General features: G+C 70.1%; 11 protein-coding genes and 1 pseudogene. 2 read left to right on the top strand and 10 right to left on the bottom strand.

Annotated features, from left to right (window positions below; genetic code table 11):
• Positions 1-40: 40 nt before the first annotated feature.
• The 6 genes from ACW4TU_RS05270 to ACW4TU_RS05245 form a co-directional block, all read right to left on the bottom strand.
• Positions 41-1069 (bottom strand): ABC transporter ATP-binding protein, encoded by a 1029-nt coding sequence (locus ACW4TU_RS05270; protein WP_457425095.1) that lies wholly within the window; start codon positions 1067-1069, stop codon positions 41-43.
• Positions 1066-2082, bottom strand: a complete 1017-nt coding sequence (locus tag ACW4TU_RS05265) for an ABC transporter ATP-binding protein (protein WP_457425093.1) — start codon at positions 2080-2082, stop codon at positions 1066-1068. Before ACW4TU_RS05265 ends, ACW4TU_RS05270 begins: the two co-directional genes overlap by 4 nt.
• Positions 2075-3043, bottom strand: coding sequence for an ABC transporter permease (locus ACW4TU_RS05260; RefSeq protein WP_457425091.1), 969 nt, complete (start codon positions 3041-3043; stop codon positions 2075-2077). The genes ACW4TU_RS05265 and ACW4TU_RS05260 overlap by 8 nt, the downstream gene beginning before the upstream one ends.
• Positions 3044-3047: 4 nt before the next feature.
• A complete protein-coding gene (locus ACW4TU_RS05255) occupies positions 3048-4079 on the bottom strand; it encodes an ABC transporter permease (protein WP_457425089.1) in 1032 nt (343 codons plus the stop codon).
• Positions 4076-5809, bottom strand: coding sequence for an ABC transporter substrate-binding protein (locus ACW4TU_RS05250; protein WP_457425087.1), 1734 nt, complete (start codon positions 5807-5809; stop codon positions 4076-4078). Before ACW4TU_RS05250 ends, ACW4TU_RS05255 begins: the two co-directional genes overlap by 4 nt.
• Before the next feature lie 67 nt (positions 5810-5876).
• The gene (locus tag ACW4TU_RS05245; RefSeq protein ID WP_457425085.1) at positions 5877-6773 is read right to left on the bottom strand and encodes a proline iminopeptidase-family hydrolase; all 897 of its coding nucleotides are present in this window, start codon (positions 6771-6773) and stop codon (positions 5877-5879) included.
• Between the two features lie 265 nt (positions 6774-7038).
• Here ACW4TU_RS05245 and ACW4TU_RS05240 point away from each other — a divergent pair, with 265 nt between their 5' ends.
• Complete coding sequence (locus tag ACW4TU_RS05240; RefSeq protein ID WP_457425083.1) at positions 7039-7809, top strand: FadR/GntR family transcriptional regulator; 771 nt, start codon at positions 7039-7041, stop codon at positions 7807-7809.
• A 190-nt stretch (positions 7810-7999) separates the two neighbouring features.
• Here ACW4TU_RS05240 and ACW4TU_RS05235 read toward each other — a convergent pair whose 3' ends face one another.
• Positions 8000-10219: an NADP-dependent isocitrate dehydrogenase gene (locus ACW4TU_RS05235; RefSeq protein ID WP_457425081.1), complete on the bottom strand. Its 2220-nt coding sequence runs from the start codon at positions 10217-10219 to the stop codon at positions 8000-8002.
• A 189-nt stretch (positions 10220-10408) separates the two neighbouring features.
• On the opposite strand from ACW4TU_RS05235, the gene ACW4TU_RS05230 reads away from it, so the two are divergent.
• A complete protein-coding gene (locus tag ACW4TU_RS05230; protein WP_457425079.1) occupies positions 10409-11974 on the top strand; it encodes a M1 family metallopeptidase in 1566 nt (521 codons plus the stop codon).
• 28 nt (positions 11975-12002) lie between these two features.
• Here ACW4TU_RS05230 and ACW4TU_RS05225 read toward each other — a convergent pair whose 3' ends face one another.
• The 3 genes and pseudogenes from ACW4TU_RS05225 to ACW4TU_RS05215 form a co-directional block, all read right to left on the bottom strand.
• Positions 12003-13145, bottom strand: a complete 1143-nt coding sequence (locus ACW4TU_RS05225; RefSeq protein ID WP_457425077.1) for a mechanosensitive ion channel family protein — start codon at positions 13143-13145, stop codon at positions 12003-12005.
• Positions 13146-13354: 209 nt separating this feature from the next.
• Positions 13355-13963, bottom strand: a pseudogene (locus ACW4TU_RS05220) (GTP-binding protein); the annotation flags it as partial.
• A gap of 102 nt (positions 13964-14065) precedes the next feature.
• Positions 14066-15028 carry a lysylphosphatidylglycerol synthase transmembrane domain-containing protein gene (locus tag ACW4TU_RS05215; RefSeq protein ID WP_457425075.1) on the bottom strand — a complete coding sequence of 321 codons (963 nt, stop codon included), beginning with the start codon at positions 15026-15028 and terminating at the stop codon, positions 14066-14068.
• Positions 15029-15182 lie beyond the last annotated feature (154 nt).

The raw sequence follows: 15182 nt of genomic DNA, 5'->3' as shown, positions 1-15182 counted from the left end.
GGGGGCGGATCCACTGAGGACCCGCCCCCGGACGCCGCCGTCAACTCACCGCCACCAGCGGGTAGTGGCAGGCGACCGCACTCCCCGCCACCGTCGTGACCAGCCGGGGCCGCTCCACCGCGCACACCTCCCGCGCGTACGGACACCGCGTGTGGAAGGTGCAACCGGCCGGTTTGGCCACCGGGTTGGGCACGTCCCCGGTGAGGACGATCCGCTCCCGGCGCGGCGCGTCCGGGGCGCCCGTCCCGTCGTCGATCTCCGGGACCGCCGACATCAGCGCCTCCGTGTAGGGGTGCGCGGGAGCCCCGTACAGCGTCTCCGTGTCGGCGAGTTCGACGATCTCGCCGAGGTACATGACCGCGATCCGGTCCGAGACATGACGGACCACACCCAGGTCGTGCGCGATGAAGACGTACGTCAGCCCGAACTCGTCCTGGAGATCGGCGAACAGGTTCAGCACCTGCGCCTGGATCGACACATCGAGCGCGGACACCGGTTCGTCGGCGACGATCAGCTTCGGGGACGTCGCCAACGCCCGGGCGATACCGATGCGTTGACGCTGGCCGCCGGAGAACTCGTGCGGGTACCGGTCCAGATGGGCCGCGGCCAGCCCCACCACGTCGAACAGTTCGGCCACCCGGCGCCGGACGGCGGCGGCATTCCCGTACCGGTGGATGAGCAGCGGTTCGGCGACGATGTCCCCGGCGCGCCGGCGCGGGTTCAGGGAGGCCTGCGGGTCCTGGAAGACGAGCTGTATCCCCGGCCGCACGGGACGCAGCCGGCGCGCGGACAGCGTGGTGATGTCCTGCCCGTCGAACTCGACCCGCCCGCCCGTGATGTCGGTGAGCCGGACCAGACAGCGGCCGAGCGTCGACTTGCCGCAGCCGGACTCGCCGACGATGCCGAGGGTCTCACCCCCGCGCACCTCCAGCGAGACCCCGTCCACGGCCCGCAGCACCCTGCGGCGTCGGGTGAGGGAGTCGCCGCGCAGGGGGTAGTGCTTGGTGACGTCCGTGGCGCGCAACAGCACGTCGGCGCCGCCGGTTCCGGTCTGGGGGTCCGTGGTCACGGTGCTGCCTTCCTGTCCGGTGTCGAGTGCGCCGTACGGGCCGACGCGCGCTCCTCGCCCGGCAGCCAGCAGGCGTCGAGGTGCCCCGACTCGCCGCTCAGTACCGGGCGTTCGTCGCACCGGTCGTGGCGCGCCGGGCAGCGCGGCGCGAACGCGCACCCCGCCGGCACACTGTCCGGCGACGCGGGCACGCCCGCGATGGTGGGCAGCCGGCGCAGCCGCGGCCCGCCGACCCGGGGCACCGAGTCGAGCAGCCCCCAGGTGTACGGATGCCGGGGGCCGTGGAACACAGCCTGGCGCGGGCCCTCCTCGGCCGCCCGCCCGCCGTACATGACCAGCACCCGGTCGGCGATCTCGGACACCACACCCATGTCGTGCGTGATGAGCACGACCGCCGAACCGCGCGCGTTCAACTCCCGCATCAGGTCGAGGATCTGGGCCTGGATCGTCACATCGAGCGCGGTGGTCGGCTCGTCGGCGATCAGCAGCGCCGGACCGCAGGCGAGGGCCATCGCGATGACCGCCCGCTGCCGCATACCGCCCGAGAACTCGTGCGGGTAGGCGTCGACGCGCGAACCGGCGTCCGGGATGCCCACGTCCGACAGCAGCCCGACGGCCCGCGCGAGCGCCTCCTTCCTGGACACCCTCTCGTGCGCCCGGATCTGCTCGGCGATCTGCCAGCCGACCGTGTAGACCGGCGTCAGCGCGGTCATCGGGTCCTGGAAGACCATGGCGATCTCCCGGCCGCGCACCGACCGCATCTCCTTGTCGGGGAGAGCGAGCAAGTCCCGCCCACGGAAGAGGACTTCGCCCGTCACGGTGACGTTGGGGCTGGTCAGCAGCCGCAGCACGGCCAGCATCGAGACGCTCTTGCCGGAACCCGACTCGCCGACCACACCCAGGATCTCGCCGGGGGCGACCGAGAAGGAGAGCCCGTCGACGGCCGTGACCGTGCCGGTGCGGGTACGGAAGGTGATCCGCAGATCCCGTACGTCCAGCAGGAGTTCAGACATGGCGGGCCCTCGGATCGAGTCGCGCGTACAGGATGTCGACCAGCGCGTTGGCGAGGACCACGAAGAACGCCGCGTACATGACCGTCCCCATGATCACGGGCAGGTCCAGGTTCTGCAGCGCGTCGAAGGTGAGCTTGCCGACACCGGGCAGGCCGAAGACGACCTCGGTGAGCAGGGCCGCACCGCCCACCAGCGCGCCGAAGTCCAGGCCGAACAGCGACACGATCGGGATGAGCGAGCAGCGCAGCGCGTGCCGGACCAGGATCCGCCGCTCGGACAGCCCCTTGGCCCGTGCGGTGCGTACGTAGTCCTCGCCGAGCGCGCTGACGACCTCGCCGCGCAGCAGCCGGGCGTAGATGCCGGCGTACAGCAGCGCCAGGGTCAGCCACGGGAAGAGCAGGTGCAGTGCCCACTGGCCGGGGTCCTTGCCCAGCTCGACGTACCCGGGCGGTGGCACCCAGGAGAACACCGAGTCGTGCAGACGCTTCTGGGTGAGCAGGTTGACGACCTCGCCGAGCCAGTAGGCGGGCAGCGAGACGCCGACGACGCCCACCAGCATGATCAGTGGATCGGCGGCCGTGCCGCGCAGCGTGGCCGCCACCGTGCCCATGAGGATGCCGACCGTCATCCAGATGACCGCCGCCCCGATCACCAGCGACAGCGTCACCGGCATGGCCTGCACGATCTGCGGGATGACCTTCGAGCCGCGGTTGACGAACGACTCCAGGTCCCGGTCGATCAACAGGTGCCGCATCATCAGCAGATAGCGGACGGGCAGCGGCCGGTCGAGGCCGAAGGAGTGCCGTACCTGGGCGAGGGTGGCCGGGTCGGCGTTGCGGCCCGCGATCCGGGCGGCGGGGTCGACTCCCGGGGTGGCGAAGAAGATCAGGAACACCAGCACGCTGATCGCGAACATCACCAGCAGCGCGGAGAGGAAGCGCCGCAGCGCGAAGTACAGCATGGGATCACACCCCTCCGCGCAGTCGGGCGTTCGGGTCGAGGGCGTCGCGCACCCCGTCGCCGAGGACGTTGAGGGCGGCAGTCGTCAGCGCGATGAGCAGCCCGGGGGCGATGGTCACGGTCGGGCGGGTGTACAGCAGTCCCAGGCCGTCCTCGATGATCGTGCCCCAACTGGCGTCGGGCGGCTGGACGCCGACCGACAGGAAGGACAGCGCCGACTCGGTGAGCATCGCCAGCGCGGTCATCAGCGGCAGGAACACGATCGCCGTGGGCAGTACGTTCGGCAGCACCTCCCGGCGCATCACCCGCAGCGCGGGCGCGCCCGACCCGATGGACGCCTGGATGAACTCCTTGTTCCGCAGCACCAGCACCTGCCCCCGCATCGGCCGGGCCACGTACGGGACGTAGATCGCCGCGATGATCACGACCGGCAGCCACAGACTCCCGGCCTCGACGGTGACCGGTCCGAGGCTGAGACCGTCGGTGAGCAGGACGACGGACAGACAGATGGCCAGCAGATACACCGGGAAGGCCCAGATCACGTCCAGGACACGGGCGATGACCGCGTCGACGACCCCGCCCGCGTACCCGGCGAGGACCCCTACCGCCGTACCGAGGACACAGCACAGCAGCGCCGCCGTGACCCCGATGAACAGGCTGGTACGGCCGCCGTACAGCAGCCGGGCCATCACGTCCCGGCCCTGGTTGTCGGCGCCGAGGAAGTAGTGGCCGAAGTCCCAGGTGGGGCCGATGGGCGTGACGCCGAGGCCGAGCCCGGTACTGCTCGGGGTGAGCACCGGCACGGTCTTCCCGTCCACGACGGTCGTCCCGGAGACATGGGACTGGAACGGGTCGGTGTGCGCGATGTGGTCGGCGTACAGCGGGGCGCACAGGGTCACCGCGACGACGGCGAGCAGCACGAGGGCCGCGGCCATCGCCGACCTGTTGCGCAACAGGTCGGCGGCGGCGGTCCGCCAGGGGCCCGGCGAACGTCGCCGGGCCGTGGGGGAGGCCAACTGGGTTGCTGTGCTGCTCACTTGACCCACAACTGCCCGACGAGCATGTAGAACTGCTTGCTGAACCGGTAGTTGCCGACCCGCTTCGACGTGAAGTCGATGATCTTCGGGTTGATCACCGGTACCACCGGGGACTGCGCCATGATGTCCTGGTCGATCGTGCCCCACTGCTGGTCGGCGGCCTTCTGGTCGGTCTGCCCGGTCTTCAGCGCGGTCTGCATCCGGGCGTCGATCCCCTTGTCGCAGAACCCGGCTATGTTGATGCTGGAGTCGCTGCCCGGGTGGAACGAGGCGCAGGACAGCAGCACGTTGAGGAAGTCGGAGGCGGCCGGGTAGTCCTGGTACCAGGACGTCAGCGCCAACTGCACCTTGTTCTTGGTGTTCTGGATGTACGTGAACTGGATGTTCGCGGACAGCGGCTTGAGCGTCGCCTTGTAGCCGAGCTGGGTCAGCAGGCTCTGCAGGTACTGCCCGATCGACTTGTTGACCTCGTCGTCCTGCACGACGATGCCGACCTCCTGCCCGGCCGTTCCCGACTGCTTGACCAGCGCCTTCGCCTTGGCGAGGTCCGGCGCCGACCAGGACTTCCCGCCGCCCTTGGTGTACTGGCACTTGTCGACGTGCCCCGGGAAGCCCGGCGGCAGGATCGTGCACGCGGGCGAGGCGAGGTTCTTGCCGCCGTACAGCCCGACCACCGCGTTCCGGTCGACCGCCCAGTTGATGGCCTGGCGCGCCAACTTGTTGTTGAACGGGGCCGAGTTGACGTTCAGCGTGACGTACCAGAACGCGGTCAGCGGATTGACGTGCGCCTGGGAGGCGTACTGCGTGCCGATCTCGTTCAGCCGGTCGGCGGGCGGCGGGTCGAACATCCAGTCCGCCGAGCCGTTCTGGACGGCGGTCACCTCGGACTCGACGGTCTGCCCGAAGGTGTAGTCGACGTTGTCGGCGTAGGCCTGCGGCTGCGCCTGACTCGACCACTCCTTGAAGTACGGGTTGCGCACCAGCTTCAACGCCCGGTTCGGGTCGTAGGAGGCCGCCATGTACGGGCCGGTGGTGGGGAGCGGCTCGGTGCCCGCGTCCTTCGTCGGCGAGTCCTTCGGCACGATGCTCGCGTGCGGAACGGCCAGCTTGTACGGGAACTCCGGGTCCGGCGCGGTCAGGTTGACGGTGACCGTGCCGGCCGCCGCGTCACCGACGACGCCCTTGGCGAGGGTGCAGGACGCCGGGGTCTTGAGACAGGCGTCCGCGCCGACGATCCCGTTGTAGAAGGTGCCCGCGGTCGGGCTGGACACCTTGAAGACGCGCTGGAAGGACGCCACCACGTCGTCGGCGGTCACCGCCTTCCCGGTGGAGAACCTGATCCCCTTGCGGAGTGTGAAGGTGTACGTCTTCCCGCCGTTGCTGACCGTCGGCATGGCCGCCGCCAGATCCGGAACGACGGTGAACGACTCCTGCCCGCCGGTCTTCTTGAACGCCAGCAGACCGTCGTACATCGACTGGTACAACTGCCAGTACTGGAGCGTGTAGTTGACCTGCGGATCGAAGGTTCCGGCGGCTGCGTGGGCGACCAGCTTCAGCGTGCCGCCCTTGTGCGCGGGCTGGAACGCGGCCGACTCGGTGCCGCCGTTGGCGGTGGAGGTCGGGTTCGACGCGCCGTCGCCGCCGTCGTCGGAGGACGAACAGGCGGTCGCGGTGAGGGCGAGCGCGGCGGTCACGGCGGCGAGGGCGGTACGTCTGGTGATCCGGGTCATCGGGGAACTCCCGTCGGTGGAGCGGGTGCTGAAGCTGCTGAGGGCTGAGGGGGACTGGGCCGGAGCCTCAGTCGACGGAGTCGAGGAAGTCGCCGACGATCCGGAGGTAGAGCTCCTCCTCCTCGACGTGCGGCATATGGCTGGAGTGCTCGAACATGTGCCAGCGCACATCGGGGATGAGATCGGCGAAGGGCCGGAGTGTTTCGGGTGTCGCCTCGTCGTATCGGCCGGACACCAGCAGGGTCGGCGCGTCGATCAGATGCAGCCGGTCGACGACCGACCACTCCTTCATGGTCCCGATGACATGGAACTCGTTCGGCCCGTTCATCGTGTGGTAGACGGTCGGGTCGGCCGCGATGTTGTCCCAGGTCGCCTGCACCTCGGCGGGCGCCGGGACCGTACGGCACACATGGCGCTCGTAGAAGACCTGCTCGGCGGCGTGGTAGTCGGGGTGGTCGGTGGTCCCGGCCGCCTCGTGGACGAGCAGGGTCTTCTGCACCTCGGGCGGGAGCGCGGAGCGGAGTTCGGCGGCGCCCGCCAGCCAGAGCTCCATGGAGGCGGGGGAGTTGGCGATGACCAGACCGCGCAGCCCGGCGGGACGGCGCACGGCGTGCTCGGCGGCGAGGATGCCGCCCCACGACTGGCCGAGCAGGTGGTAGGCGTCGGCGATGCCCAACTTCCCCAGCAGGTTGTCGAGTTCGTCGAGGAAGAGCTGGACGGTCCAGAAGCCGGCGCCATCGTCGGGCAGATGGGTGGACCGTCCGATGCCGAGCTGGTCGTAGTGGACCACCGGACGGCCCTGCTGGGCGATGCCGGCGATGCGCAGCGTGTAGTCGTGACCGGCGCCGGGGCCGCCGTGCAGGACCACCAGCGGTGTCCTGCCGGGTTCGCCGGTGATGCGGTACCAGGTGGACCAGCCGTTGAAGTCGATGGTCCCGGTGTGTTTGGGTTCGGGTATCGCCACTGAAGAGCCTCCGGGGACGGGCAGAATCAAGCCAGTCGGCGTCTGAAAAGGATTGGTGTCCGGGGATGACTGACATACTGTTTGGGTAAATGCTCAGTCCACAAGACCTTTTAAGTCCTTTTAGCGGGGGCCCGGCAGAAGTAACTGCGCGTTCACGCGCCCGGAATCCGCGACCGACCGGGGAGGACCGCTGACCGTCGTATCGGAGTCACCAGAACCGCCTGAGCCGTCGGCACGATCAGGTGCCGGGGACGAGTTCTCGCGGGTGCTCGACCGTGCCCTGTCCGGCGGTGGCGCGCCCTCGCCCGAACTGCGCCCGGTGCGGGTGGCCTCGGCGGTCGACGAGGTCTCCGACCGGCTGCTCACCGCCATCGCCGTGGGCGACTTCCTGCCGGGGGAGCGGCTGCCGGTCGAGCGCGAGCTGATCACGCTGCTGGGGGTGAGCCGTCCCACGGTGCGTGAGGCGGTCGGCCGGCTCCAGGCGGTCGGTGTCATCGAGATCCGCCGGGGCCGCAACGGCGGTGCCTACGTGCGCGACAGCTGGAGCGAGTCCTCCGGCGCCGCCGTCCGGCGCACCCTGGTGCCGCGCTGGGCAGAGTTCGAACAACTCTTCGACCTGCGTGGGCTGGTGGAGGGGATGGTGGCGGCGACGGCGGCCCGGCGCCGACGCCCCGAGGACCTCGTACCCATGCGCGACGCCCTGACCGCCTATCTGTCCGCGCGCGACCCGCGCGAGGAACACGCCGCCGACAGCGCCTTCCACCGCAGCGTCTGCGACGCCACGCACAATCCCCAGATCGCCATGCTCAGCCGCGACCTGCTGGCCCGGGCCAGCCTCGGCTTCCCGGTCGAACCCTGGGGCAAGGGCGAACGCACCCACTTCCACAGGGGCGGCGAGGACCACAGGGCGCTCTACGAGGCGGTCGCGGCCGGTGAACCGGAGCAGGCGGAGAAGATCGCCCGCGAGCACTTCACGATCAGCGCGGACATGATCCGCGACGTACTGGCAAGAGTCAGAAACACCGGCCCGTCATGACGATCGGCCCCCGGGACGCAGGTGCGGGTCCCGGGGGCCGATCGGTGAACTGCTGAACTCGGCTGCGGTGGAGCGGCCCGTAAGGGGCGCGGGGCTGTATCCGGCTGCGGCTCCGCCGCGGGGCGCGACCGGCCTCCGTCGGCCCGCAGCCGACGAACTGCCTACCCGAACCGCTCAGGCGCCGCAGGCACTAGCTCAGGGTCGCCAGCGTCTCGTTCCAGGTGGCCGACGGCCGCATGACCGTCTTCGCCTTCTCGACGTCCGGCTGGTAGTACCCGCCGATGTCGACAGGCTTGCCCTGAACGGCGTTCAGCTCGGCGACGATCGTCTCCGCGTTCGCGGTGAGCGCCTCGGCGAACGCGGCGAACGCCTTCGCCAGGTCGGCGTCCTCCGTCTGCGCCGCCAGCTCCTGCGCCCAGTACAGGGACAGGAAGAAGTGGCTGCCCCGGTTGTCGATGCCGCCGACACGGCGGGTCGGCGACTTGTCCTCGTTGAGGAAGGTCGCCGTCGCACGGTCGAGGGTGTCGGCGAGGACCTGGGCACGCGCGTTGCCCGTGGTCGTGGCGAGGTGCTCGAAGCTGGCCGCCAGCGCGAAGAACTCGCCCAGGCTGTCCCAGCGCAGGTAGTTCTCCTTGACGAGCTGCTGGACGTGCTTCGGGGCGGAGCCGCCGGCGCCCGTCTCGAACAGGCCGCCGCCCGCCATCAGCGGGACGACCGACAGCATCTTGGCGCTGGTGCCCAGCTCCAGGATCGGGAACAGGTCGGTCAGGTAGTCGCGCAGCACGTTGCCGGTCACCGAGATGGTGTTCTCGCCGCGCCGGATGCGCTCCACCGACAGCTTGGTCGCGTCGACCGGGTTCAGGATCCGGATGACCAGGCCCTCGGTGTCGTGCTCGTCCAGGTACGCGTTGACCTTGGCGATCAGGTTGGCGTCGTGCGCGCGGGTCTCGTCCAGCCAGAACACCGCCGGGTCACCGGTGGCGCGGGCGCGGGTGACGGCCAGCTTCACCCAGTCCCTGATCGGCGCGTCCTTGGTCTGGCAGGCGCGGAAGATGTCACCGGCGGCGACCGACTGCTCGATCACCACGTTGCCCGCCTGGTCGACGAGCCGGACCGTACCGGCGGCCGGGATCTCGAAGGTCTTGTCGTGGCTGCCGTACTCCTCGGCCTTCTGCGCCATCAGACCGACGTTCGGGACCGAGCCCATGGTCGACGGGTCGTAGGCGCCGTTGGCGCGGCAGTCGTCGATCGCGACCTGGTAGACGCCGGCGTAGGAGGAGTCCGGGAGGACCGCGAGGGTGTCGGCCTCCTGGCCGTCCGGGCCCCACATGTGGCCGGAGGTGCGGATCATGGCCGGCATCGAGGCGTCGACGATGACGTCGGACGGCACGTGCAGGTTGGTGATGCCCTTGTCGGAGTCGACCATGGCCAGCGCCGGGCCCTCGGCCAGCTCGGCGTCGAAGGACGCCTTGATCGCGGCGCCCTCGGGCAGCGCCTCCAGGCCCTTGTGGATGCCGCCGAGCCCGTCGTTCGGGGACAGGCCGGCCGCCGCGAGCGTCTCGCCGTACTGCGCGAACGTCTTCGGGAAGAACGCGCGCACGACGTGGCCGAAGATGATCGGGTCCGAGACCTTCATCATCGTGGCCTTGAGGTGCACGGAGAACAGCACACCCTCGGCCTTGGCGCGGGCGATCTGCGCGGTGAGGAACTCGCGCAGCGCGGCGACGTGCAGGACGGAGGCGTCGACGACCTCGTCCGCGAGCACGGGTACGGACTCACGCAGGACGCTGGTCGAACCGTCCTCGCCCACCAGCTCGATACGCAGCGAACCGGCCTCGGAGATCACCACGGACTTCTCGGTGGAGCGGAAGTCGTTCTCGCCCATCGTCGCCACGTTGGTCCTGGACTCGGGGGTCCAGGCGCCCATGCGGTGCGGGTGGTTCTTGGCGTAGTTCTTCACCGAGGCGGGGGCGCGGCGGTCGGAGTTGCCCTCGCGCAGCACCGGGTTCACGGCGGAACCCTTGATCTTGTCGTAGCGGGCGCGGATGTCGCGCTCCTCGTCCGACTTCGGGTCGTCCGGGTAGTCGGGCAGCGCGTAGCCCTGGCTCTGCAGCTCGGCGACCGCCGCCTTGAGCTGCGGGATCGACGCCGACACGTTCGGCAGCTTGATGATGTTCGCCTCGGGCGTCTTCGCCAGCTCACCGAGCTCGGAGAGGGCGTCCGCGATGCGCTGGCCCTCCTCCAGGAACTCGGGGAAGACGGCGATGATGCGGCCGGCCAGCGAGATGTCCCGGGTCTCGACGTTCACCCCGGCCTGCGAGGCGTACGCCTGGATCACGGGCAGGAACGAGTGGGTCGCCAGTGCGGGCGCCTCGTCAGTGTGCGTGTAGATGATGGTCGAGTCAGTCACCGGGTGCTCCGCTCCACGTCTGCAACATTGCTCGACATCAAGATATCTCAGAGGTCCCCGCGGAGGTCGGTCGGGATCTGTTCGGCGCTGATGCAACCGATTCCGCCGATCTTGTGGTCTAGGGGGTAGACCCGCACACCTGATCGACGGCCGGACCTGACCAGCCGGGCACCCGAGTGAAAGCGACCCATGAGATATCGCACCAGACTGACGGCCCCTGCGGCAGCCCTGCTCGGTACGGCGGCGGCCACCACCCTGGCCCCCTCCGCGCACGCGGCGTCCGGGGGGACGTCCAGGACGGCTTCCGTGAAGGACGCCGCCGCCCCGGGCCCCGAGACCCTCGGTGACCCCGTCTTCCCGAGCCTGGGCAATGACGGCTACCGCGTCGACGCCTACCATCTCGACCTCGCGTACGACGCCACGACCAAGCTGGTCGACGGCACGGCGACGTTGCGCGTCCGCACCACCCAGGACCTGAGCCGCCTCTCCCTCGACGCCCTCGGCCTGGACATCCGCTCCGTCCGCGTCGGCGGCCGTGCGGCCACGTACGAGCAGGTCGACGAGAAACTGCGGATCACGCCCGCCCGGGCGCTGCCGGCGCAGGCCCGGACGACCATCTGTGTCGAGTACGGCGCCGACCCGCGCCGCGCCCTGACCCACACCGCCTGGGTCCCCACCGCCGACGGCTTCGCGGTGTGTCCGCAGCCCAACTCCGCGCACACCGTCTTCCCGTGCAACGACCACCCGGTCGACAAGGCCGACTTCACGTTCCGGATCACCGTGCCGAGCGGCCTGCGCGGGGTCGCGAGCGGCACCCTCGTGCGCACGGAGACCCTGGACGGCGACCGGACCGCGTACTCCTACCGCTCGCGCTCGCCGATGGCGACCGAGCTCGTGCAGATAACCGTCGGCGACTACGTGGTGAAGGACCGACAGGGCCCGAACGGGCTGCCGCTGCGGGACGTCGTCCCGGTCGCGCGCGCCGAGGCCCTCGAACCGGCGCTGGCGCTCACGCCGGGCCTGGTGGCGTGGCTCGAACAGCGGCTCGGCGCCTACCCGTTCGAGACGTACGGTCTGCTGCCGTGCAACTCCGACGACCCGGCCGCCTTCGACTTCACGGGCCTGGAGACGCAGACCCTCACGCTCTACAAGCCGAACTACCTTCTCCAGGAGGAGAAGTTCATCGGCTCGCACATGATGCACGAGCTGGTCCACTCCTACTTCGGCAACAGCGTCAGCCCCGGCACCTGGGCCGACCTGTGGCTCAACGAGGGCCACGCCGACTTCTACGGACTGCTCTACCGCTACGAGCGCGGCTGGACCGACTCCCTCGGCCTGACCACCCTGGAAGCGCGTATGAAGAACACGTACGCGCGCGGCGACCAGTGGCGCCGCACCTCGGGACCGGTCGCGGCCCCCAACGAGGCCAACCTGTTCGACAGCCAGCGCTACCTGGGCGGCGTCCTCGTCCTCTACGCGCTGCGCGAGTTCGTCGGCGAGGCCACCTTCGGCGCGATCGAGCGCACCTTCCTCGACCGCTACCGCAACGCCTCGGCGACGACCGAGAACTACATCTCGGTCGCCTCCGAGATCGCCGGCCAGGACCTCTCCGGCTTCCTGCGGGACTGGCTGTACGGCATGACGACACCGCGGATGCCCAATCACCCGGACTGGACGGTCACCCCGGTGACCACGTCACTGGTCGCGCCGCAGAACCGCACGGCCGGCCATCACGACAACTCCGCGACCCTCTGAGCTGAGCCTGCCGGCTGAGACGTGAGTCTCATCTGTCGAGCTTGTCGAGTCGGTCGAGCAGGGTGGACGCCGGTCCGCCCTGCTCCACGCCGAGCCCCAGGTCGGGTTCCGCGTGGCCGCCCCGCTGCTGCGGAATGACCACCGCGCCCTGCTGCAGGGCCACCGTCCGCGCGGGCGCCGGGATGCTGATGCCCTCCGACCGGTAGCGCTTGTGCAGGCGCTTGATGAACTCGTGCTTGATCCGGAACTGGTCGCTGAACTCGCCGACCCCCAGGATCACCGTGAAGCCGATCCGTGAGTCGCCGAAGGTGTGGAAGCGCACCAGCGGCTCGTGCTCCGGGACGGCGCCGGTGATCTCCGTCATCACCTCGGCGACGACCTCGCAGGTGACCCGCTCGACCTGCTCCAGGTCGCTGTCGTAGGCGACGCCGACCTGGACCAGGATCGTCAGCATCTGCTCCGGGCGGTTGAAGTTGGTCATGTTGGTCCCGGCGAGCTGCCCGTTCGGGATGATGACCAGGTTGTTGGAGAGCTGGCGGACCGTCGTCTGACGCCAGTTGATGTCGACGACGTACCCCTCCTCGCCGCTGCTCAGCTTGATGTAGTCACCGGGCTGGACGGTCTTCGAGGCGAGGATGTGGATACCCGCGAAGAGGTTGGCGAGGGTGTCCTGGAGGGCGAGCGCGACGGCCAGACCGCCGACTCCCAGGGCGGTGAGCATCGGCGCTATGGAGACGCCCAGCGTCTGGAGTACGACCAGGAAACCCAGGGCCAGGATGACGGCCCGGATGATGTTGACGAAGATCGTCGCCGAGCCGGCGACCGCCGACCGGGACTGGGTGACGGCACTCATCAGACGGGCGACCACTCTGGCCACCGTGAGCGTCGTGACGCCGATCAGGAGCACGGTCAGCGTCTGGTTGACGTTGTGCCCGACGGTCTTCGTCAGCGGCAGCGCCGCGGCGGCGGCTGCCACGCCACCGGTGAACGCGGACCACGGCACCACCGTACGTACCGCGTCCACGATGACGTCGTCCCCGCTCCAGCGGGTGCGGTCCGCGTGCCTGCCCAGCCAGCGCAGCAGCATGCGCAGCAGGAAGGCCGCCAGCAGGCCCACGGCGAGGGCGATGCCCGCGACGACCAGGTCGTCCACGGTGAGTTCCCGCTTCACCGCTCACCTCCGAGGAGTGGTTCCGCGGCGCCCCGCGCCACCGACGGCCGGATGTGAAGTCTCGTCACTTGCCACCTGTTCGAATGTGCGAAAAGTCCTGGATACGCGATCAATGACCGGACGTCTGTACGACATCCGGCGACCGCTCATCCTGCCGCATCCGGCCGGCCGATCGTCACCGAGCGGTGGCAAACCCGCCATTGAGCAGCTCAGACGGGGAGCGCATCGCAGACGTCCGCCGGGTGCACCTCCCACGCGGGGAAGGGGTCCTCGTACTCCGTGTGCGCCAAGTCCCCTGCGTACGCGGCCAGTTCCTCCTCCGTCAACAGGCAGCACGACAGCGCCAGTCGCAGCGACTGGCGGCGCAGATCGGTGCCGATGAACACCAACTCCTGGCCCTGTACGGGGGAGTCGGCACTCGTGGCATCACCCGTAGCGACCGGCTCGAAGCGGGCCACCGAGCCCGCCTGTGACCACAGGCCTGTGGTGCCGGGCCGGGAGGCGAGGGTGAAGAAGCCCTTGGAGCGCAGCACCTGGCCGTAGTGGCCCGCGTCGAGCGGACCGGTGAGCAGGTCCCAGAGGCGGCCGGGGTGGAAGGGGCGCGGGTCGCGCAGCACGAGCGAGGAGATGCCGTACTCCTCCGTCTCCGGCACGTGGTCCCCGTTCAACTCGGCCACCCAGCCCGGCGCCCGCTCGGCCTTCTCCAGGTCGAACAGACCCGTGCCGAGGAGTTCGGCGGGGTCGATCGTGCCGCGGACGGTGCGGTGGACGCGGGCGGCCGGGTTGAGGCGCCGCAGGGTCGCCTCCAGGCGGTCGGCCGTGCACGGTCACGGGCAGGCGGGGGTCACTGGAAGTGGTGGGCATGCCTCCGCACGCCAGCTTATTGGAAATCGTTTTCACAAACGACCGCCAAGACGGCTTCAGATCACCTTCAACCGCACCAGCGCCCCCAACGTCAACGCCCCCGGTAGCAGCGGAACCCAGACGGTGATGATCCGGAACGCGAGCACCACCGCCGTGGCGACGGCCACCGGCCCGCCGACCGCGACCAGGGCCACGATCAGCGCCGCCTCGACGGAGCCGATACCGCCCGGCGTGGGGATGAGCGCGACGGCAACGGTCGCGGCGAGGTACGCGAGCGCCATGTGCCAGGCCGGCACCGGCAGCCCCAACGCCGTGCCCACCGCGGTCAGTCCGGCGGCCTGCAACGCCGGGAACGCCAGCGAACCGCCCCACAGCGCCAGCGCCCGGGACGGCCGCAGGTGCACGGAACGGGCCTCGCCGAGCGCCGTACGCAGGAAGGAGAGGACGGCCGTGCGCAGCCGCCGTATGCACACCAGCGCGCCGACCGCCGCCAACAGCACCACGCAGACGCCGATGAGCAGAGGGCCGAGTGCCGTGCCGGGAACGAGACTGCCGAGCCGCAGGGCGTGCGGGAACGCGATCAGCAGGGCGGCCAGCAGACCCAGCCGGCCGACGACCTCCGCGAGCATGTACAGGGCGAGCGCCGCCGAGGAGCGGGCCAGCGGCAGACCGCACACCGTCATGAACCGCAGGTTGACCGCGCTCGCGCCGAGCCCCGTCGGCAGCAGGTGGTTGGCCGAGCCGGCCGCGAACTGTGTGGCGAGCAGCCGCAGCCGGGGCAGCCGCTCGACGACGGCTCCCTGCCGGCTGACGGCGGCGGCCACCCAGGTCAGACAGGTCGCCCCGGCCGCCGCCAGCAGCCAGGGCCACTTGGCCGTCGCCAGGTGGCCGAAGCCCTCGACGAGCACCTGCCGGTGGCGCACCGCGACCACGGCGACCAGGAGGAGCGGGAGCAGGCACAGGACCTGCCGCACCGGTATGCGCCGGTGCCGGACCGGGGGAGGGAGAACCGCTGTCACAACGGGAGAGGTTCTCCCTGCCGCACCAACACCGGGTTGCGGGCGCACGGCCATCGGCCGACGCGCCGGGCAACGGCACGAGGGGCACGGCGTCCACGCCTTTCGCCGTCCTTGACCTCAAGGTCGCTTGAGGTCGTACGGTCACAGCATGAGT

It is taken from the genome of Streptomyces kryoterrae (assembly GCF_054072135.1).
Note: the sequence above shows the minus strand (reverse complement) of the source record. Positions and strands in the feature narration are given on the sequence as shown.

What these genes read in the sequence shown, in the direction of transcription:
- ACW4TU_RS05230 (WP_457425079.1), top strand. Translation starts at nt 10,409, where the DNA reads ATGAGATATCGCACCAGACTGACGGCCCCTGCGGCAGCCCTGCTCGGT.
- ACW4TU_RS05265 (WP_457425093.1), bottom strand. Translation starts at nt 2,082, where the DNA reads ATGTCTGAACTCCTGCTGGACGTACGGGATCTGCGGATCACCTTCCGT.
- ACW4TU_RS05250 (WP_457425087.1), bottom strand. Translation starts at nt 5,809, where the DNA reads ATGACCCGGATCACCAGACGTACCGCCCTCGCCGCCGTGACCGCCGCG.
- ACW4TU_RS05260 (WP_457425091.1), bottom strand. Translation starts at nt 3,043, where the DNA reads ATGCTGTACTTCGCGCTGCGGCGCTTCCTCTCCGCGCTGCTGGTGATG.